18 protein-coding genes are annotated in these 19297 nt (G+C 70.7%); 9 read left to right on the top strand and 9 right to left on the bottom strand.

Annotation, left to right across the window (positions count from 1 at the left end; translation table 11 throughout):
* Positions 1 to 3: 3 nt before the first annotated feature.
* The 4 genes from ACFZA2_RS08255 to ACFZA2_RS08240 form a co-directional block, all read right to left on the bottom strand.
* The gene (locus tag ACFZA2_RS08255) at positions 4 to 1458 is read right to left on the bottom strand and encodes a glycoside hydrolase family 1 protein (RefSeq protein WP_391403079.1); all 1455 of its coding nucleotides are present in this window, start codon (positions 1456 to 1458) and stop codon (positions 4 to 6) included.
* A gap of 29 nt (positions 1459 to 1487) precedes the next feature.
* A complete protein-coding gene (locus tag ACFZA2_RS08250; RefSeq protein WP_391403076.1) occupies positions 1488 to 2393 on the bottom strand; it encodes a carbohydrate ABC transporter permease in 906 nt (301 codons plus the stop codon).
* Positions 2390 to 3475, bottom strand: coding sequence for a carbohydrate ABC transporter permease (locus ACFZA2_RS08245; protein WP_391403073.1), 1086 nt, complete (start codon positions 3473 to 3475; stop codon positions 2390 to 2392). The genes ACFZA2_RS08250 and ACFZA2_RS08245 overlap by 4 nt, the downstream gene beginning before the upstream one ends.
* A gap of 150 nt (positions 3476 to 3625) precedes the next feature.
* Positions 3626 to 4900 carry an ABC transporter substrate-binding protein gene (locus tag ACFZA2_RS08240; RefSeq protein ID WP_391403070.1) on the bottom strand — a complete coding sequence of 425 codons (1275 nt, stop codon included), beginning with the start codon at positions 4898 to 4900 and terminating at the stop codon, positions 3626 to 3628.
* A 418-nt stretch (positions 4901 to 5318) separates the two neighbouring features.
* On the opposite strand from ACFZA2_RS08240, the gene purS reads away from it, so the two are divergent.
* From purS to ACFZA2_RS08210, 6 genes are all read left to right on the top strand, one after another.
* Positions 5319 to 5570 carry a phosphoribosylformylglycinamidine synthase subunit PurS gene (gene purS, locus ACFZA2_RS08235; RefSeq protein ID WP_076673305.1) on the top strand — a complete coding sequence of 84 codons (252 nt, stop codon included), beginning with the start codon at positions 5319 to 5321 and terminating at the stop codon, positions 5568 to 5570.
* Positions 5567 to 6274 (top strand): phosphoribosylformylglycinamidine synthase subunit PurQ, encoded by a 708-nt coding sequence (gene purQ, locus ACFZA2_RS08230; RefSeq protein ID WP_315993848.1) that lies wholly within the window; start codon positions 5567 to 5569, stop codon positions 6272 to 6274. The genes purS and purQ overlap by 4 nt, the downstream gene beginning before the upstream one ends.
* Positions 6275 to 6286: 12 nt before the next feature.
* Positions 6287 to 7000: a GntR family transcriptional regulator gene (locus tag ACFZA2_RS08225; RefSeq protein WP_391403065.1), complete on the top strand. Its 714-nt coding sequence runs from the start codon at positions 6287 to 6289 to the stop codon at positions 6998 to 7000.
* Positions 7001 to 7102: 102 nt separating this feature from the next.
* Complete coding sequence (locus ACFZA2_RS08220; protein ID WP_391403063.1) at positions 7103 to 7597, top strand: ureidoglycolate lyase; 495 nt, start codon at positions 7103 to 7105, stop codon at positions 7595 to 7597.
* 2 nt (positions 7598 to 7599) lie between these two features.
* Positions 7600 to 9072 (top strand): FAD-dependent oxidoreductase, encoded by a 1473-nt coding sequence (locus ACFZA2_RS08215; protein WP_391403060.1) that lies wholly within the window; start codon positions 7600 to 7602, stop codon positions 9070 to 9072.
* Positions 9069 to 9998 (top strand): 2-hydroxyacid dehydrogenase, encoded by a 930-nt coding sequence (locus ACFZA2_RS08210; protein ID WP_391403057.1) that lies wholly within the window; start codon positions 9069 to 9071, stop codon positions 9996 to 9998. Before ACFZA2_RS08215 ends, ACFZA2_RS08210 begins: the two co-directional genes overlap by 4 nt.
* A gap of 151 nt (positions 9999 to 10149) precedes the next feature.
* Here the strand turns inward: ACFZA2_RS08210 and ACFZA2_RS08205 are convergent, their stop codons facing one another.
* The 5 genes from ACFZA2_RS08205 to ACFZA2_RS08185 form a co-directional block, all read right to left on the bottom strand.
* Entirely contained in the window at positions 10150 to 11361 is a 1212-nt protein-coding gene (locus ACFZA2_RS08205) for an ROK family transcriptional regulator (protein WP_315993853.1), read from the bottom strand.
* A 123-nt stretch (positions 11362 to 11484) separates the two neighbouring features.
* Positions 11485 to 12705, bottom strand: a complete 1221-nt coding sequence (mmsB, locus tag ACFZA2_RS08200; protein WP_315993854.1) for a multiple monosaccharide ABC transporter permease — start codon at positions 12703 to 12705, stop codon at positions 11485 to 11487.
* 5 nt (positions 12706 to 12710) lie between these two features.
* The gene (gene mmsA / locus ACFZA2_RS08195) at positions 12711 to 14240 is read right to left on the bottom strand and encodes a multiple monosaccharide ABC transporter ATP-binding protein (protein WP_391403053.1); all 1530 of its coding nucleotides are present in this window, start codon (positions 14238 to 14240) and stop codon (positions 12711 to 12713) included.
* 117 nt (positions 14241 to 14357) lie between these two features.
* Complete coding sequence (gene chvE, locus ACFZA2_RS08190; protein WP_315993856.1) at positions 14358 to 15476, bottom strand: multiple monosaccharide ABC transporter substrate-binding protein; 1119 nt, start codon at positions 15474 to 15476, stop codon at positions 14358 to 14360.
* 234 nt (positions 15477 to 15710) lie between these two features.
* Entirely contained in the window at positions 15711 to 16280 is a 570-nt protein-coding gene (locus tag ACFZA2_RS08185) for an NTP transferase domain-containing protein (RefSeq protein ID WP_391403050.1), read from the bottom strand.
* A gap of 50 nt (positions 16281 to 16330) precedes the next feature.
* Between ACFZA2_RS08185 and ACFZA2_RS08180 the strand changes: the two genes are divergently transcribed.
* The 3 genes from ACFZA2_RS08180 to ACFZA2_RS08170 are packed head-to-tail and all read left to right on the top strand — an operon-like array spanning position 16331 to position 19292.
* On the top strand, positions 16331 to 17350 hold the full coding sequence (locus tag ACFZA2_RS08180; RefSeq protein ID WP_391403047.1) for an XdhC family protein: 1020 nt from the start codon (positions 16331 to 16333) through the stop codon (positions 17348 to 17350).
* The gene (locus tag ACFZA2_RS08175; RefSeq protein WP_391403044.1) at positions 17347 to 18645 is read left to right on the top strand and encodes an amidohydrolase family protein; all 1299 of its coding nucleotides are present in this window, start codon (positions 17347 to 17349) and stop codon (positions 18643 to 18645) included. The genes ACFZA2_RS08180 and ACFZA2_RS08175 overlap by 4 nt, the downstream gene beginning before the upstream one ends.
* A complete protein-coding gene (locus ACFZA2_RS08170) occupies positions 18642 to 19292 on the top strand; it encodes an XRE family transcriptional regulator (protein ID WP_363387662.1) in 651 nt (216 codons plus the stop codon). Before ACFZA2_RS08175 ends, ACFZA2_RS08170 begins: the two co-directional genes overlap by 4 nt.
* Positions 19293 to 19297 lie beyond the last annotated feature (5 nt).

The raw sequence follows: 19297 nt of genomic DNA, 5'->3' as shown, positions 1-19297 counted from the left end.
GCTCTAGACCGCGGGGGCCGCGGCCAGAGCACGCTCGGCGATGATGCGAGCGTACTGCCGGCCCGAGTCCTTCAGAACGCGCTCCTGGGTCCGGTAGTCGACGTACACGATGCCGAAACGCTTGGCGTAGCCCCAGGCCCACTCGAAGTTGTCCATGAGCGACCAGTAGAAGTAGCCGCGCACGTCGACACCGCGCTCGACGGCGTCGAGGACGGCCCCGAGGTGGGCCTCGACGAACTCGACGCGGTCGATGTCGTGGACGCGCTCGTCGCCGTCGTCGGCCACGACCTCGTCGTCGTACGCCGCGCCGTTCTCGGTGACGTACAGAGCCACGTCGGCGGGGGCGGCGTACTCCTCGCTCACCCGCTCCAGCAGGCGCGTCAGGCCCTCGGGCTGCACCTCCCAGCCCATGTTGGTGCGAGGGAGGCCGCGGTCGTGCCAGTAGAGCTTCTCGTGCGCCGGGAACGGCACACCGATCGGACGCGGGGTGGGCGCGTCGCCCGCGGGCGGGTCGACCTCGGGCGGCGTGCCGCCCACGAACTCGCCGTGGTAGTAGTTCACGCCCAGCGAGTCGACCGGGGTCGAGATGATCTCGAGGTCGCCCGGGTGGACGGCCTCCTGCCAGCGCGCCACGGCCTCGGCGTCGGTGTCGCGGAAGTCCTTGATGATGTCGGCCGGGTACGAGCCGCGGAAGATCGGGTCGAGGAACCACCGGTTGAACTGCCCGTCCACGCGCCGCGCGGCGTCGAGGTCGGCGGGATCGGCCGGGTTCACGGCATCCGCCACCGTGAGGTTCAGCGTGATGCCGAGGTTGAGCGAGGAGTCGCGCGCCCGCAGTTCGCGCACGGTCTGCCCGTGACCGAGGAGCAGGTGGTGGGCCGCGAGCATGCCCTCGGCCTGGGAGAAATGCCCGGGCGCGTGGATGCCCGCGGTGTAGCTGAGGAACGACGAGCACCAGGGCTCGTTCAGCGTGGTCCACACGTCGACGCGGTCGCCGAGGGCGTCGTGCATGTCGAGCGCGTACTCGGTGAAGCGGTCGCTCGTCTCGCGCACGGTCCACCCGCCCCGCTCCTGCAGGGCCTGCGGGAGGTCCCAGTGGTACAGGGTGAGCCAGGGCAGGATGCCGGCATCGAGCAGTTCGTCGACGAGGCGCTTGTAGAAGTCGACGCCCTTCGCGTTGAGCGCGCCGCCGTCGGGGCGCACGCGCGACCACGAGGTTGAGAAGCGGTACGTCTGCAGGCCGAGCTGCTTCATCAGCTGCACGTCGTCGGCGTAGCGGTGGTAGTGATCGCACGCGACATCGCCGTTGTCGGCGTTGATGACGGCATCGGGGACGCGGCTGAAGGCGTCCCAGATCGACGCGGTGCGGCCGTCTTCGAAAGCGGCGCCCTCGATCTGGTAGGCGGCGGTCGCGGCGCCGAAGAGGAAGCCGTCGGGGAACGAACGGGTGGTGGACATGGATCGGGTTCCTTCCGTGGGCGCGAGGGTCATCCCTTGACCGCCCCTTGCATGATGCCACTGACCAGCTGCTTGCCCGCGAAGACGAACAGCAGCAGCAGCGGGATCGTCGACAGGAGCACGCCCGCGAGGACGATCGAGTAGTCGACGAAGTAGTTGGACTGCAGCAGCGACAGGGCCACCGGCAGGGTCGGGTTCTGGCGGTCGAGCACGATGAACGGCCAGAAGAAGTTGTTCCAGGCGCTCACGAACGTGAACAGGCCGAGCATCGCCGCCGCGGGGCGCGCGGCGGGCACGCCCACCGTGAGGAAGGTGCGGAACGAACTCGCCCCGTCGACACGGGCCGCCTCGATGAGCTCGTCGGGCACGGCCTGACGCAGATACTGCGTCATCCAGAACACCCCGAACGCACTCGTGAGGGCGGGGATGATGATCGCGCCGAGCTGCCCGGTCCACCCGAGCTCGCTGAAGAGGATGTAGAGCGGGACCACGCCCAGCTGCATCGGCACCGCCATCGTCCCGACGACGAAGACCAGCAGCCACGGCCCGCCGCGGAAACGCAGCTTCGCGAACGCCCATCCCGCGAGGGTGGAGAAGAAGACGACGGATGCCGCGATCAGGCCGGAGCTGATGATCGAGTTCAGCAGCGCGGGCCAGAAATTGACCGCGGAGTCGCCGATCACGGCGGCGGCGTTGGTGAAGAAGTTCCCGCCCGGGATCCACGAGCGGTTCGCGTCGCGGATGGTGGACGAGTCGCCCGAGCCGATCAACAGCGACCAGTAGAAGGGGAAGACACTGGCCAGCAGCACCGCGCCGAGGCTCGCGTAGACGATCCAGCCGGGGCGCGATCCGCGCACCGGACGCGGGCGGCGGCGCGAAGGCGACGGGGTGCCGCGTTCCACGATCGGGACGGGTGCGGCGTTCACGGCGGTCATCGACGCGTCTCCTCTCCGCGGATGCCGACCGACGCGGCATCCGCCCTCAATCGTTCTTCGGCGGCCCGGGCCTGCGCCCGCCGCTCTCGGCGGCTGCGGGGATCGCGGCTGCCGTCGTCGCGCACGAGCGAACGCGTGACGACCATGTTGATCGCGCCGATGGCGAGGATGATCAGGAACAGGATCCACGCGAGGGCCGCGGCGCGGCCGAAGTTCCACTCCCCCCAGCCGACGTTGTAGAGCCACAGGGTCACGGTGAGCCACTGGTTGTCGGCTCCGCCCGTGCCGTACTGGTCGTACATGCGCGGCTCGTCGAAGATCTGCAGTCCGCCGATCGTCGCGGTGATGATGACGAAGATCAGGGTGGGCTTGAGGCTCGGCAACGTGATGGAGAAGAACTGGCGGATCTTGCCGGCGCCGTCGACCGTCGCGGCCTCGTAGTACTCGCGCGGGATCGCCTGCATCGCGGCGAGCAGGATGAGGGTGTTGTACCCGGTCCACCGGAAGTTGACCATCGTCGCGATGGCGATGTGGCTCGCGAACGCGTCGGAATGCCACGGCACCGCGGGCAGGCCTAGGTTCTGCAGGGTGGTGTTCACGACGCCGTACTGGTCGCCGAACATGTTGCTGAAGATGAGGGCGACGGCCACCGGCGCCATCACGTAGGGGATCAGCACGCTCATGCGCCAGAAGGTCTTGGCGCGGATGTTCTGGTCGAGCATCGCGGCGACGAAGATGGCGATGATCAGCTGCGGGACGCTGGAGAGCAGGAAGATGCTGAAGGTGTTGCGCAGCGCGATCCAGAACTTGGGCTGCGAGAGCACCCACGCGTACTGGTCGAAGCCGATGAACTCGCCGGAGTTGCGCACCAGGTCCCAGTCCATGAACGAGATCACGGCGGTGTACGCGATGGGGAAGAGCCCCGTGATCGCGAACAGGATGAAGAACGGCGAGATGTAGAGGTAGGGCGAGAGCTTGAGGTCCCACGTACTGCGGCGCGTGCTGAATCCCACGCGGCGGGGTTCGCGGGCGCGCGTCTGCGGCGCCGCGCCCCCCGTGGGGCGTTCGAGTGTACTGGTCACGATCTGTGCTCCGTTTCCGTTGCGCGAGGGGCCGGAAGCTATCGCCCGCGACGATGCGGGAGCGACGGGTCTCGACCCCTCACGCGAGAAGGGGACGGGCGACGGATGCCAGGGGCGCGAGGCCGCGGCCCCTGGCATCCGATCGCGGGGTCAGGACAGGGCGTCGACCTCGGTCGCCCACTGCTTCCACGAGTCCGCGGCGCTCTGCGTTCCGTCCTCGACGCGGGTCAGGGCCTTCTGCATCGCGTCGTTGATCTGGAAGTAGAACTGGCCCTTGAAGGGAGAGACCTTCACGGCCTGAGCGCGCTCGGAGAGCATCTCGCCGACCGGAGCGTCGTTGAAGTACGCGTTGACGCTGCCGGTGAGGGCGTCCGCCTTCAGCGCGTCGGTCTGGCTCGGGAACGTGCCCGCGTTCTCGAACGCCTTGACCTGCGTCTCGGGGTCGGTCAGCCAGTCGGCGAGCTCCTGCGCGGCTTCGACGTTCTTGCCGTTGCCGGGGACGGTCAGGTACGAACCGCCCCAGTTGCCCGCGCCGCCGGGGAAGACGTTCGCGATGTCCCAGCCCTTCACCTCGGGGGCGTTGCCCTCGATCACGCCGAGCATCCAGCCGGGGCAGAGCATCGTGGCGAACGCGCCGTTCGACAGGCCCGCGAACCAGTCGTCGGACCACTGACCGAGGTGGGCGGACTGCGTGGCGCTGGCGGCGAGCACCTGGTCGTAGATCTTCTTGACCTCGGGGTTGCTCGTGGCGGTGATCGACCCGTCATCCGGGTTCTCGTACGCGGCCTCGACCTGGTTGATCGCGCCCTGGTACGTGCCGCCGGCGGAGTCGAAGAAGGCCTTGCCCGTGGCGGCGACGTACGTGTCGCCCGCCGCGAAGTAAGTCGACCAGTCGCCCTCGAGCATCGCGGCGACCTCGGCGCGGTCGGTGGGCAGCCCTGCCGCGGCGAACAGGTCGGAGCGGTAGCAGACGCCCTCGGGACCGATGTCGGTTCCGTAGCCGACGAGCTTGCCGTCGGTGCTGGTGGCGGCCTCGACCTTGTAGTCGAGCCAACGGCTCTTGAGGTCGTCGGGAACGGGCGCGAGCAGGTCGGCGTACTCCATGACCTCGGGCAGCCAGTCGACCTCGATCGCCTCGATGTCGGCGAGGCCGGTCTTGCCGAGCTTCTGGAAGTAGTTCTCGCGGGCCTCGTTGCTGGTGGCGGCCTTGTTGTGCACGATCTTCACGTTCGGATGCGCGTCCATGTACTCCTGCAGGAGCGCATCGGTGTAGCCGAAGTCGTTGAAGGTGGCGATGGTGAGAGTCACGTCGCCGTCTCCGCCCGAGGCGGAGCCCCCCGCGCCGGAGCAACCGGCGAGGACGAGGGCGGAGGTGGACGCGACCGCGGCGACGAGCGCGGTCCGGCGCAGGGCATGGGTGTTCACAGATCACTCCTTTGTGGTGGGTGTGAAGCGGTGCGAGCAGTCGCGCTGTGGGAGCGCTCTCACCGATCGGGACGACAGTATGGGATCGCTCCCACGCCGTCAAGGGAGCGCTCCCATTCCGTTACCCGGTCGAGACTCGCCTCACGCCTCTTCGATAAACGCTCGCTGCACTCGGAAACGCTCTCGGAATGCGTTTCCCGGTGCTGCGGGCGTTTATCGGGGTGGCGGTGCGGCGCGCCCCGCACCGCCGGCGCCCCGCCCCACCGGCGCAGTCGCCCCCACCGGCGCGCCCCACCGGCGCAGCCGCACCACCGGCCCAGCCGCCACACCCCCACCACCGCAGCCGCCCCGCACCACGAGGCGTCGCCGCGCTCGCGTAAGATGACTCCCACAACGCCACCCGACTTCTGGAGCTGCAGTGCCCACCATCGTCGTCGACGTCATGCCCAAGGCCGAGCTTCTCGACCCGCAGGGGAAGGCCGTCGCCGGCGCCCTCTCCCGGCTCGGCGAGAACCGCTTCTCGGACGTCCGCATCGGCAAGCGTTTCGAGCTCACCGTCGAGGGCGAGGTCGACGAGGCCACGCTCGCCCGGGCCCGCGAGCTCGCCGACGAGATGCTCTCGAACGCCGTCATCGAAGACGTCGTCAACATCGAGGTCATCGAGCGGTGACCGCGCGCATCGGGGTCATCACCTTCCCCGGCTCCCTCGACGACCGCGACGCGCAGCGCGCGATCCGCCTCGCCGGTGGCGAGCCCGTCGCGCTCTGGCACGGCGAGCACGACCTGAAGGGCGTCGACGCCCTCGTGCTGCCCGGTGGCTTCAGCTACGGCGACTACCTGCGCGCCGGCGCCATCGCCGCGTTCGCGCCGATCATGGCCGAGGTCAAAGATGCGGCAGCCAAGGGCATGCCCGTCCTGGGCATCTGCAACGGCTTCCAGATGCTGGTCGAGGCGCACCTGCTGCCCGGTGGCCTCATCCGCAACGCCCACCAGCAGTTCATCCGTCGCGACCAGCGCCTGCGCGTCGAGAACGCCTCGACGGCCTGGACCAGCGACTTCTCCGAGGGCGACGAGATCGTCATCCCGCTGAAGAACGCCGACGGCGGATACATCGCGGATGCCGAGACCCTGGCCCGCGTGAACGGGGAGGGCCTCGTCGCCTTCCGCTACGTCGGCGTCAACCCGAACGGCTCCCTCGACGACATCGCCGGCCTCACCAACGAGCGCGGCAACGTCGTGGGACTCATGCCCCACCCCGAGCACGCGGTCGAGCCCGGCTTCGGCCCGGGCACCGCCGCAGCGATGCGCTCGGGCGTCGACGGCCTCGGCTTCTTCACGTCGGCCATCGCCGCCGCGGTGAACGCCGCCGCCTGACCCGGCCCCGCCGTGACCGACAAGCGCGCCCCCGATCAGGACGCGCTGATCGATCGCATCCTGCACCTCTGGCGAGCGGATGCCGACACCCTGCCGTCCGAGCCGCGCCTGGCCGCGCTGACCGGCGCGAGTCGCAACTCGGTGCGCGAGGCGCTGATCCGCCTCGAGGAGCGCGGATACGTCCACCGCACGCAGGGGGCGCGCACCTCGCCGAACCGGCGCCTGCCGGGCGTCGGGCGCCGCATCGACCAGCAGTTCGACCATCTCCTGTCGATCCGCTCCGCCGGTTACGACGCGGCCCTCGACCTGGTGTCGTCCGAGCGCGTCACGCTGACTCCCGGCATCGATCGATTCGACGATCTCCCCGACGGCACGAGCGTGCTGCGCACGGTGAAGATGTGGCGCGTCGACGGGGAGCCGTACGCCCTCGCCGAGGACCTCGTACCCGTCACGCGAGAGGGGGAGCTCGACCCCCACAGCCCGGTCTTCGCTCTGGCGGAAGCCGCCAACGGCGTGCGCGTGGCCTGGGAGACGCTGTGGATCGAGGCGAGCGGCCTGGATGCCGAACGCGCGGCCCTGCTGTCGTCGACACCCGCGACGCCGGTCATCGAGATGACCTACTGCGGGTACGGCGCCGACGACGCCATCGGGTACTGGTCGCGCGAGGTTCAGCTCCCCGCACCCCCGGGGCTGCGCAACGCGCTGATCCGGCGCGTGCGGGCGTGAGCGTTTCGGACGCGTAACAGCACGGTGAACTTGTCCGACAAGATGCTCACAGCCTTGTTGGACAAGCGTAACGTCAAGGTCACCCGACGAAAGCGAGCCGTCATGACCGACACCCTGACCGTCCACCCGCTGCGATCCGAGGTCGTCTCCGCCGAGGCCTTCGAGGCCTTCGGCGTCGTCCTGACCCCCATGGAGGACGGCACCCCGTTCACCGCCGAGGAGGCCGTGCTCGACGTGTCGGGCGGCATCCCGCGCTTCTACCTCATGCACCTCGACGACAAGCCCGCCGAATTCGTGCGGGTGACCCGTCACCTCGAGACGACGCAGACGCTGATGGCCGTCGGCGACGTCGAGTGGACCCTCGCCGTCGCCGCCCCCGGCATCGACGAGCCCGCGCTCGACGACCTGCGGGCCTTCCGCATCCCGCCGCGCACCGCCGTCACGATGCGCAAAGGCACCTGGCACGCGGGCCCCTTCTTCGCCGATCCGAGCATGGACTTCGTCAACCTCGAGCTCGACGACACCAACGTCTCGGACCACCACAACCACCGTCTCGACGACGCCTACGGTGTGCGCGTCGTGATCGACGGGGAGTGAGGGTGCTCACCCCCCTCCCCGACGCCGCCGCACGCCTCGCGTCCCTCGAACGAGACGCCGCGCACCAGGCGGAGCTGAGCGCCGGGGACGGACGCTCGTGGGCCGGCACCCGCGACGGCGTGCGCCCGGTGGTCATCGTCGGCGCCGGTCAAGCCGGTCTGGTCCTCGCCCGGGGCCTGCGGCGCCGCGGCATCGACGACGTCGTCGTGATCGACGCAGCCCCCGCCGACGCGGCCGGCCCGTGGACCACCTACGCGCGCATGCACACGCTGCGCACCCCGAAGGACATCGCGTGGCCGACCTGGGGCACCCCCGCGGTGAGCCCGCGGGCGTGGTTCGAGGCCGTCTACGGCGACGCGGCCTGGGAGGCCATCGAGTACTTCCCGACGGTGGCGTGGCAGGGCTTCCTGCACTGGTACCGCGACGCCTCGGCCGTGACCACGGTCGCATCCACCCGTGTGCGCTCCCTCGTCGTCGAGGGCGCCGACGACCCCCTGACCCTGCACCTCGACGGGCCCGACGGGGAGTGGATGCTGCCCGCCCGGCACGTCGTGCTGGCCACGGGCATCGAGGGCGCCGGCGGTCGACACCTTCCCCCTCTGCTCGACGGCCTGCCTGCCGATCGCGTCCATCACACGCACGACGACATCGACTTCTCCGCCCTCGCGGGCCTGCGCATCGGCATCCTCGGAGCCGGCACCGGGGCGTTCGACAACGCCGCCACCGCCCTCGAGCACGGGGCGGCGAGCGTCGACGTGCACATGCGCCGCCCGTCGATGCCGCAGGTGAGCCCGTATCGCTGGATGGAGTTCGCCGGACTCATCGAGAACTACGGCTCCTTCACCGACGCGCAGAAATGGGCGTTCAACGTGCACCTCTCCGCCGTCGACCAGCCCGCGACGCAGAACGCGCTGTGGCGGGCGCACGCGTTCGACACGTTCCGCTTCCTCACCTCCTCGCCGTGGGAGAGCGTGTCGTGGACGGGCCGCGACATCGCGGTGGCGACGCCGCACGGCATCCATCACTACGACGTCGTGCTCGCGGCCACGGGGATCGCGGCCGACCTGGCGCGGCGCCCCGAGCTGGCGGGCGTCGCCGCGGACGCCGCGCTGTGGAGCGACCGCCTGTCGCCCGCGGAGATCGCGCAGAACCCGGGGTTGGCGGCGTTCCCCTACCTCGACGACGACTTCGGGCTCGTCAGCCGAAGCGCGCCCGGCCGTTCGGCGCTGTCGCGCATCCACATGTTCAACCACGGTGCGCGGATCAGCCAGGGCATGCTGAGCCATCAGATCCCCGGCCTCGTCGGCGGCGCCACGAAACTCGCCGCCGCCCTCTCGCGCCGCCTGTTCGAGCACGACTCCGACCGCCTGCTCGCGGAGTACCTCGCCTACGACGTGCCGGTGGGCGTGCACATCGGCCGCCGCGCGCAAGACTCCTCCCCGCCGCGGGATCCGCGGGTAGCGTCGATCGGGTGACGACCTCCACCCCTCTTCTCGTGTCCGTGCCCACCCCCCAGCTGCGCGACGACCTGGGCGCACTGCCCGACGGCGTCGAGGTGGTCGTGTGGGACATGCAGGATGCCGCTCCCCGAGAACGCTTCGACATGGTGGTGCCGCCGTACATGTCGATGACCGGCGTGATCGAGCGCCTGCGCGAGATCGAGGTCGGGCTCGTGCAGAGCCAGTCGATCGGATACGACAACGTCGAAGGACGACTACCCGAGGGACTCGTCTTCGCCAATGCCGCGAGCGTGCACGAGACCGCGACCTCGGAGCTCGCCGTGGCCCTCACCCTCGCCGCTCGACGTCGGCTGCCCGAGTTCGTGCGTGCCCAGGACCGCGGCGAGTGGTCCGGCGGCGGGGCGCCCGGCCTCGCCGACGCCCGCGTCACCCTGCTGGGCTTCGGCGGGGTGGGCCGCGCGATCGCCGCGCGCCTGAAGCCCTTCGAGGTGCACCTGCGCGCCGTCGCCTCGCACGGCCGCTTGCAGGACGACGTCGAGGTGTTCCCCCTCGGCAAGCTGGCCGAGGTGCTCGCCGACACCGACATCGTCATCGCCTCGCTCCCCGGCGGCGACTCCACGCGCCACATCCTCGATGACGCGGCACTCTCGGCCCTGCCCGACGGCGCGCTCGTCGTGAACGTCGGACGTGGGCCGCTGGTCGACACGGACGCCCTGGTCGACCACGTGCGGCGCGGTCGCATCCGTGCGGCGCTCGACGTCACCGACCCCGAGCCGCTGCCCGAGGGCCACCCGTTGTGGAGCCTTCCGGGCGTGCTCATCGCCCCGCACGTGGGAGGGGCGACGGATGCCATGCGCCCGCGCATCGCGCGCCTCGTCCGCCGTCAGATCGAGCGCCTCGCCGCGGGCGAGGAGCCGCTGAACGTCGTGCTCGGCGGCTGACGCCCCCGCCCCCCTCACCCGTCGAGTGTCCAGGACACGCCGCCCCCGTCCGGCGGATGCGGCGCGTCCTGGACACTCGACGGGGATTCGCCGGGGCGCGGGTGCGGAGGGAGGGGCCGCGAGGCGACGACGGGCCGCCGGGCCACGGCGGTCAGCCGCGGAAGCCCGCCGGGTTCGACAGCAGGTCGGCGAAGGCGAGTTCCGCCGGGCCGATGAGCATGAGCCGCGACCGCAGGTGCGCACGCTCGAGCCGGATGGTGCGCCCCTCGGCGCCGAGGGGATGCACGCGGACGGCGTCGGCGAGACGCTCACGGCTCACCGAGAGCAGCGCGCCGAGGTATCCGGAGAGCACCACGGTCTCGGGGGCGAAGGCGTTGACGAAGTTGGTCAGGGCGAGCGAGAGCATCTCGACCTGACGCGTGACCTCGGTCATCACGCGCGGGTTGCGGGCGACGCCGAGCTCCACGTCGAGTTCGTCTTCGTCGAGCTTGCGACGGCCCAGCAGTGGTTCGAGGATGTCGAGACTGACCTCGGCCTCGAGGCACCCTCGACGTCCGCACACGCACGCGCGACCCCGCGGGTCGACGACGGTGTGCCCGAGCTCCCCGGCATAGCCGGAGGTGCCGCGCAACAGGGTGCCGTCGATGATGAGGCCGCCGCCGATGCTGTGCATGGCGCCACCGAGGTAGAGCAGGTTGCCGACGCCCACGCCGACCCCGAAACGCGACTCGGCCAGAGCGCCGATGCTGGCGTCGTTGCCCGCGGTCACCGGCATCCCGAGCTCGTCGCTCAGCCGGGCGGACACCGGATCGCGCCGCCAGCCGAGAGTGGGCGAGACGAGCACGGAGCCGTTGGCGTTGACGAGCCCGGGCACGGCGAGACCCGCCCCCACCACGCGGTAGTGCCGGTCGATGTCGGCGCGCATCGCCTCGACCGACGACGCGACGATCTGCACGAATCGGCGGGGCGAGGGCGCCGAGGCCGTGTCGTGTCGGAGTCGGGCGTGGACCACTCCCCCGAGACCGACGAGCGCGACGGTGACCGCGTGGGGTTCGGCCCGCACACTGAGGGCGGCGACGTGGTCCTCCGGCTCGAGGTCGAGGGTCGGGCGCCCGACCTTGCCGGTGCGCTCCCCGCTCGGCGCCTCGCGCACGAGGCCGAGCTCGGTGAGCTCCATGATGAGCCCGGTGACGGTGGAGCGGTTCAGCCCCGTCATCGCCCCCAACTGCGCGCGTGAGAGCGCTCCCCGAGAGTGGAGCAGCGCGAGCACCGACGCGAGGTTCTGCTGCCGGATCAGGTCGTTCGTCGTACGACCGGCCGGGGGCGCGAGCGGGGTCGCGGGCTCGAACACGGCAGGGGTCATGAGGGGAGCACCTCCCCCATCATCCCATCGGAGTCGCACGGACGAGAAACGCAGCGGATGACGCGGCGGGTGAGGCGGCGACGCGGATGGGGAGCGGGCCCCGGGGCCGCGCTCCCCATCCGGTCAGACACCGCCGTTGCGGCGCTTGTTGAAGATGTCGAAGGCGACCGCCAGGAGCAGCACGATGCCCTTGATGGCCATCTGCCAGGCGGCGTCCACGCTCAGGATCGACAGGCCCATGTTCAGCACGCCCATAACGAGGCCGCCGACGACCGCGCCCACGACCGTTCCGATGCCGCCCTGCACGGCGGCGCCGCCGATGAACACCGCGGCGATGGCATCCAGTTCGTAGTTCTGACCGGCGGATGCCACGGCGCCACCGGCGCGAGCGGTGCTGACCACCGCGGCGAGGCCCGCGAGCACGCCCATGTTCACGAAGATGAAGAAGTTGACCCACTTCGTCTTCACGCCGCTCATCACGGCGGCGAAGAGATTGCCGCCCATCGCGTAGATGTGGCGACCGAACGTGGTGCGGTTGAGCACGAACGTGTACGCCAGCACGAGCACGGCGAGGATGATCAGCACGATCGGGGTGCCGTTGTAGGCGGCGATCGTGAAGGCGACCGCCATGATCGCGACGACCGCGATGGCGTTCTTGAGCCAGAACGACCACGCGAGCTCACGCGGCAGTTCGAGGCGGCGCAGCGTGGCCCGGGTGCGCAGCTGCTGGACGATCAGCAGCACGCACGCGATCGCGCCCAGCACGAGGGTCAGGGAGTCCCAGTTGCCGAGGTAGCCCAGGAACGGCGGCAGCCAGCCGGCGCCGATCGCGGTGAAGCCGTCGGGGAGGCCGCTGATCGTGCCACCGGTGAGGAGCACGAGCGTGAGGCCGCGGAAGAGCAGCATGCCGGCCAGGGTGACGATGAACGCCGGGATGCCGACGAAGGCGACCCAGAAGCCCTGCCACGCACCGACCACGGCACCGACGACGAGCGAGAGCAGTACGGCGACGAACCAGGGCAGACCCCATTGATTCATCGCGATCGCGGCGATGGCGCCGACCATCGCGACGACCGAACCGACCGACAGGTCGATGTGGCCGGCGATGATCACCATCACCATGCCGATCGCGAGGATCAGCACATAGGCGTTCTGCTGGATGAGGTTGTTGACGTTGCCCGGCATGAGCAGGCGCCCGCCCGTGAGCACCTGGAACAACACGATGATGATGACGAGAGCGGCGAGGATGCCGAACTGACGGAAGTTGATGCGCGACAGGATGCCGCGGCGGCGCGGACCCGGTTGCGTCGGCGCCTCGACCGTCTGGGTGGATGCGGTGGCCATTGCTGTCAGTTCCTTCCGGCGGTCATGTGCCGCATGAGGGTCTCCTGCGTCGCGTCGTCGCGGCTGACCTCGGCCGTGATGCGTCCCTCGGAGATGGTGTAGATGCGGTCGGAGAGGCCGATGACCTCGGGCAGCTCCGACGAGATGACGATGACGGCCTTGCCCTGGGCCGCGAGCTCGTTGATGATCCCGTAGATCTCGTACTTGGCCCCGACATCGATGCCGCGGGTGGGCTCGTCGAGGATCAGCACGTCGGGTCCGGTGAACATCCACTTCGACAGGACCACCTTCTGCTGGTTCCCGCCGGAGAGGCGCCCCGTGATCGCGGCGACGCTGGGCGCCTTGATGTTCATCTTGTAGCGGTAGGAGTCGGCGACCTTGTACTCGCGATAGCGGTCGACCACGCCCAGTCGGGCGAGGCGGGCCAGAGCGGATGCCGACACGTTGACCTGGATGTCGCCGATGAGGTTGAGACCGTACTTCTTGCGGTCCTCGGTCGCGTAGGCGATGCCGTGCTTGATCGCCGCGTCGACGGTGCGCACGTCGATCTGCTGACCGTTCTTGTAGACCTCGCCCGAGATGCCGGTGCCGTACATGCGACCGAAGATGCTCATCGCGAGTTCGGTGCGACCGGCGCCCATGAGGCCGGCGAAGCCGACGATCTCGCCCGCGCGCACCATGAACGACGCGTCCTGGATGACGACGCGCTCGGTGTCGACGGGGTGGTGCACGGTCCAGTTCTCGACGCGGAACAGCTCGTCGCCGATGTCGGGTTCGCGTGGCGGGAACAGGCTGTTGAGGTCGCGGCCGACCATGGCGCGGATGATGCGCCCCTCGTCGGTGTCGGGGTCGGAGCGGTGCATCGTCTCGATGGTGCGGCCGTCGCGGATGATCGTGATGCGATCCGCGATGCGCAGCACCTCTTTGAGCTTGTGGCTGATGATGATGCACGTGATGCCCTGCGTGCGCAGCTGGTCGATGAGGTCGAGCAGGTGCGCCGAGTCGTCGTCGTTGAGGGCGGCGGTCGGCTCGTCGAGGATGAGGAGCTTGACCTCCTTGGCCAGTGCCTTCGCGATCTCCACCAGCTGCTGCTTGCCGACGCCGAGCTCGTAGATCTTGGTGGCCGGGTTCTCGCGGAGCCCCACGCGCTTGAGCAGGTCGGCGGCGGCGGTGTTGGTGGCGTTCCAATCGATGACGCCGCGCTTGGACTTCTCGTTGCCGAGGAAGATGTTCTCGGCGATCGAGAGGTAGGGGCTCAGCGCCAGCTCCTGGTGGATGATGACGATGCCGGCGGCCTCGCTGTCGTTGATCGAGCGGAACTCCATCCGCTCGCCTTCGAGGGTGATGGTGCCCTCGAAGGAGCCCGCCGGGTAGACGCCGCTGAGCACCTTCATCAGGGTCGACTTGCCGGCGCCGTTCTCGCCGCAGATCGCGTGGACCTCACCGCGGTACACGTCGATCGACACGTCGGCCAGGGCCGGCACGCCGTTGAACGACTTCGAGATCCCCGCCATGCGCAGGATCGGTTCGGTCATGGTGTGTTTCCTCCGTCAGCTTCCTCGCCGCGGTGGCGAGGATCGAGCGGCGGGGCGGGCGAACCCGCCCCGCCGCGAGAGGGCCGGGGCGGGCGAGCCCGCCCCGGCCGATGGGGATCAGAGCCCGACGTCGGAGGCCTTCAGGAAGCCCGAGTCGATGAGCTTGGACTGCACGTCGTCCTTGACGACGACCTCGGGGGTCAGCAGGTAGGACGGGACGACCTTCTTGCCGTTGTCGTAGGTCTTGGTGTCGTTGACCTCGACCTCCTTGCCGTCCTTGATCTCCTGAATCATCGTGAAGACGCGGTCGCCGAGGGCACGGGTGTCCTTCCAGACCGTCATCGACTGCGTGCCGTCGAGGATCGCCTTGACGTTGGCCTTGTCGGCGTCCTGACCCGTGATGATCGGGTACTCGGCGCCGGCGGTGTAGCCGGCCGACTTCAGCGACGCCTCGATGCCGATGGCGAGGCTGTCGTTGGGCGAGAGCACGACGTTGACCTTCTTGCCGTCGCCGTAGAACGACGAGAGACGGTTGTCCATCTCGGCCTGCGCCTTGTCGGACGCCCAGCCCTGGATGCCGATCGACGCCCACGCGTCGTCGTTGGCGGGCGACTTGCCGCTGGGGACCACCAGCTGGCCCTTCTCGACGTAGGGCTGGAGCACGTCCCAGGCACCGGCGAAGAAGAACTTGGCGTTGTTGTCGTCGGGGCTGCCGGCGAAGGGCTCGAGGTTGAAGGGACCCTTGCCGTCCTTCAGGCCCAGCTGCTCCTCGATGTACTGGCCCTGCAGGGTGCCGACCTTGTAGTTGTCGAAGGTGGCGTAGTAGTCGACGTTCTCGCTGCCGTTGATCAGGCGGTCGTAGGCGATGACGGTGGCGTTCTGCGACTTGGCCTCTTCGAGGACCGGGCCGAGCGTCGACCCGTCGATGGCGGCGATGACGAGGATCTTCGCGCCACCCGAGATCTGGTTCTGGATCTGGCTGATCTGCTGGTCGGTCTTGTTGTCGGCGTACTGCAGGTCGACCGTGCACCCGGCATCCTGCAGCTTCTTCTGCAGCTGCTCGCCGTCGTTGATCCAGCGCTCGAGGCTGCGGGTCGGCATCGCGATGCCGACGTTGCAGTCGCCGCTCGCGCCGGCGGCGTCTCCGCCGCCCTCGGCGGGGCGCGTCGAGCTGCAGGCTCCGAGGCCCACCGCGAGTGCGGCGATGGCCGCACCGGTCAGGATTTTCTTCAGCATGTGATCTGCGTTCCTCTCTGAACAGCAGGGACCGTGTGGTCCGTACCCGCGCCCTCCCCGGCGTCGGATCGGGTACGTCATCGTCCCGGCACTCTGGTCCGTCGAATTATGACGGCTCCGGAAAAATATCCACCGCGGGGGGTTTTGTCTATAGGCACGTCAAAATTGCCCACGCCGTGATCAGACCGTGACCGAACGTGCCGGATCCCCGGAAAGACGCGGCCGAGCCAGGCCTCAGCGGGTGTCGCGGTCGGCGCCCGACCACAGATCGCCGCACTCGATGAGCGACGCGCCCTGCGCGACGAGGTACGGCCGCGCGCCCACGTCGCCCCGGGCGGCGTCCGCGACGGCGGCCCAATGCGATCGGCCGAGCAGCACGGGATGACCCGGGGCCCCGGCGTACGCCGCTTGCGCGAGCGCGTCCCGATCCGCGTGCCGGAGCATGCGCGCCACCGCCGCGGGCGGCATCCCCGGGGTGTCGACGGGGACGACGACAGCGGCGATCCCCGCCCCGGATCGCAGTGCGCCGAGGCCGGCCCGCAGGGAGGCCGCCATGCCCGACTCCCAGTCGGCCACGGTCACGATCGTCGCGCCCCGCGGAACGAGAGCGACGGCCTCCTCGGCCCCGGCTCCCAGCGCGACCGTGACGTCGCGGCATCCGCCCTCCGTCAGCGCGCGGACGGCGAGGGCGATCCACGGCGTTCCCGCGGGGGTGCGCGCGAGAGCCTTGGGACCGCCGAAACGACGACCCGCACCCGCGGCCAGCACGAGCCCCGAGACGGCGACGGGAGGCGCGGCGGGCATGGTCACGACAGCGTAGCGTGCGCGAAACACGCCCCGATTACCGTCGTCCCATGCTCGATCTGGCCGCCGACCTGGTGCCTCTGATGGATGCCGGGGTGCCGCTCGCGGCCGTCACGGTGACCGCCGTGGTGCGCAGCGCCCCGCGCGGCGTGGGCGCGACCCTCGTCGTCACGCGCGAGGCGCGCGTCATCGGATCGATCTCCGGAGGCTGTGTCGAGAACGACGCCGTGATGCTCGGTCTCGACGCCCTGCGCACCGGACACGTGCGTCGCGCGCGCTTCGGGTTCACCGACGACGGCACCGTCACCCCCATCGCCGCGGGGCTCGCGTGCGGGGGTGCGGTCGACGTCGTGGCCTACCCGCTCGACGACAGCGTCCGCCCGGCGCTCGAAGCAGCCCGCGCCGGACGAAAGGCGACCGTGCGCCTCGACCTCGACGGAGGACCGGTCGTGCTCGAGCGGCCCGCGGCCCCGCGCCTGATCGTCCTCGGCGCCGGCGAGCACGCGGCGGCGCTGTGCCGGCTCGGCGCGGCCGCCGGATTCCGGGTCACGGTGTGCGACGACTGGGCGCTCCTGGCCACGCGCGAGCGCTTCCCCGACGCCGCCGAGGTCGTCGTCGCCGCCCCGCACGAGTACCTCGCGACCGTCGACGACGCCGACGAGCGCACCGCGGTGTGCGTACTGACGCACGACGAGCGGCTCGACATCCCCGCCCTGCGCGCCGCCCTGCGCATGCCGGTGGGCTTCGTCGGCGCGATGGGGGCACGGGCGACCGTCGCGCGCCGCGCGCAACTGCTGCGGAACGCGGGGGTGACGGATGCCGAGCTCTCGAGGCTTCACTCCCCTCTCGGCCTCGACCTCGGAGGCGCCTCGCCCGAAGAGACCGCCCTGTCGGTGATCGCCGAGATCGTGACATCCCGCAACGCGGCGAGCGCACGACCCCTGCGCGAGAAGGCGGGGGCGAGGCTGCACGGATCGGGTGCCGCGGGACACGACCCCTCCTCGGGAGCGCGCGCCCGGGTCTCGGCCGCGGACGACGCCGGCCTCGCGTGCGGCGTGAGGACCGCATGAGCGCGCTCGTGGTGCGCGACGCCGTGGCCGTCGTCGAGGCGGCGGGCCGCGTGCGCACGGGCGACGTCGTGATCGCCGACGGGCGGGTCGTCGACGCGGCCGACCTCACCGGAGCGCGAGTCGTCGACGCGAGCGGGTGCGTCGTGACGCCGGGCCTGGTCAACGCCCACCACCACCTGCTGCAGACCGCGTTCCGCACGCTCCCCGGCACCCGCGGCATCCCGATGCGCGAGTGGCTTCCGGCGATGGCGTCGGCATACGGCGAAGCGGGCGTCGACCCCGACCTGACGCTGCTCGCCGCGCGTGCCGGCCTCGCCGAAGCGCTGCTGAGCGGGGTGACGACGGTCGCCGATCACCATCTGACCTGGCCGAGCGGTGCCGACACCGTCGGGATGGCGCGGGCCGCGGCCGACGCCGCCGCGGGGCTCGGTGCACGCCTCGCGTTCGTGCGGGGAACCGCGCGCGACGACCCGCAGGAGGCCGCCGCCTCGGCCGAGGCGATCGTCTCGGCGCTCGTGCCCGAGGGCGCCGGCGGCGTCTCGGTCGACGGGATGCTGCAGGTCGCGGTCGGGCCCGCCGGGGTGCACAGCGATCCCCGCGAGACGTTCGAGCTGCTGGGCGAGCTGGCCCGACGCCACGGGCTCCGACGACGCACGCAGGCCAACGAGGTGGTCGACGTCGAGATCGCGCTCGAGCGCTACGGACGACGACCCCTCGATCTGCTCGAGGAGTGGGGCTGGCTCGCTCCCGACGTGACGCTCGCCCACCTCTGCGACGTCGCCCCCGACGAGATCGCCCGCCTCGCGGCATCCGGGGTCACCGCCACCCATGCGCCCGGCTGCGACGTGCCGATGGGCTGGGGAGTCGCCCCGGTTCGGCGTCTCCTCGACGCGGGGATCGCGGTGGGCCTGGGAACCAGCGGCGGCGGCAGCAATGACGCGGGCCACCTTCTCGCGGACGCGCGCCTGGCGATGCAGGTCTCGGCGCTGGTGGGGCCGCAGCTGCCGGCATCCGAGGTGCTGACGATGGCCACGGAGGGCTCCGCCGACGGTCTCGGTCGCCCCGAACTCGGACGCCTGACGCCGGGCTCGGCCGGCGACCTGTGCCTGTGGGACGTCTCGGGCGTGGCCGATGCGGGCGTCGCGGATCCCGTCGCGGGGCTGCTCTGGGCCTCGCCCGGCCGGCGCCCGCGCACGGTCGTCGTGGGCGGGCGGATCGTGGTCGACGGGGGCCGCCTCGCGACGGCCGACGAGGGCGAGATCGTCGCCCGCCTCTTCGAGAGGGTGGCACGATGACGTCCATGGCTCCACCGGCGGTCCCCCTCTCCGCGCTTCCGACCCCCGACGCGCACACCCCCACGAGTGACGAGCGCCTCGGCGCGCACCTGCGCAGCCTGCGGAAGGCGCGCGGGCTCACGCTCACCCAGCTCGCCGAGGCGGCCGAGCTGTCGCATCCGTTCCTCAGCCAGCTGGAGCGCGGGCTCGCCCGGCCGAGCATGGCGAGTCTCGAGCGGCTCGCACGGGCCCTGGGGACGAGCCGGGTCGAGCTGATCGCGGGCTCCGAGCCCCCGCGTGCCGACGCCGATGCGCAGCCGTCGTTCGTCGCGGCCGGAGAGGGCGTGACCGGTCCGTACGCGGAGGGCACCGCACGCCTGCTCGCGGAGGGCCCGCGCCGCTTCGAGCCGCTGGAGTTCACGGGGTCCAACCCGCAGCCGGGCGATCACTACGTGCACGACGAGGACGAGTTCCTCACGGTGCTCGAGGGCTCGATCGTGATCTCGTTCGGCGCCTTCGGCGAGCGCACACTGCACGTCGGCGACTCGGTGTATTGCCGCTCGGGCACGCCGCACCGCTGGCACTCGCCCGACGGCACGCCCTATCGCCTGCTGATCGTCAAGGAGGTCGTCCACGGCGACGGCGCCGACGATCCGACCGACGTCTGACCGAG

The sequence above is a fragment of the Microbacterium sp. NPDC007973 genome (assembly GCF_042958465.1).
GTDB lineage: Bacteria > Actinomycetota > Actinomycetes > Actinomycetales > Microbacteriaceae > Microbacterium > Microbacterium galbum.
Note: the sequence above shows the minus strand (reverse complement) of the source record. Positions and strands in the feature narration are given on the sequence as shown.

Excerpts from the sequence above, each read along its gene's own strand:
- ACFZA2_RS08255 (WP_391403079.1), bottom strand. The coding sequence starts at position 1,458 with ATGTCCACCACCCGTTCGTTCCCCGACGGCTTCCTCTTCGGCGCCGCG.
- ACFZA2_RS08250 (WP_391403076.1), bottom strand. The coding sequence starts at position 2,393 with ATGACCGCCGTGAACGCCGCACCCGTCCCGATCGTGGAACGCGGCACC.
- ACFZA2_RS08220 (WP_391403063.1), top strand. The coding sequence starts at position 7,103 with ATGACCGACACCCTGACCGTCCACCCGCTGCGATCCGAGGTCGTCTCC.
- ACFZA2_RS08205 (WP_315993853.1), bottom strand. The coding sequence starts at position 11,361 with ATGACCCCTGCCGTGTTCGAGCCCGCGACCCCGCTCGCGCCCCCGGCC.
- mmsB (WP_315993854.1), bottom strand. The coding sequence starts at position 12,705 with ATGGCCACCGCATCCACCCAGACGGTCGAGGCGCCGACGCAACCGGGT.
- mmsA (WP_391403053.1), bottom strand. The coding sequence starts at position 14,240 with ATGACCGAACCGATCCTGCGCATGGCGGGGATCTCGAAGTCGTTCAAC.
- chvE (WP_315993856.1), bottom strand. The coding sequence starts at position 15,476 with ATGCTGAAGAAAATCCTGACCGGTGCGGCCATCGCCGCACTCGCGGTG.
- ACFZA2_RS08185 (WP_391403050.1), bottom strand. The coding sequence starts at position 16,280 with ATGCCCGCCGCGCCTCCCGTCGCCGTCTCGGGGCTCGTGCTGGCCGCG.
- ACFZA2_RS08180 (WP_391403047.1), top strand. The coding sequence starts at position 16,331 with ATGCTCGATCTGGCCGCCGACCTGGTGCCTCTGATGGATGCCGGGGTG.
- ACFZA2_RS08175 (WP_391403044.1), top strand. The coding sequence starts at position 17,347 with ATGAGCGCGCTCGTGGTGCGCGACGCCGTGGCCGTCGTCGAGGCGGCG.
- ACFZA2_RS08170 (WP_363387662.1), top strand. The coding sequence starts at position 18,642 with ATGACGTCCATGGCTCCACCGGCGGTCCCCCTCTCCGCGCTTCCGACC.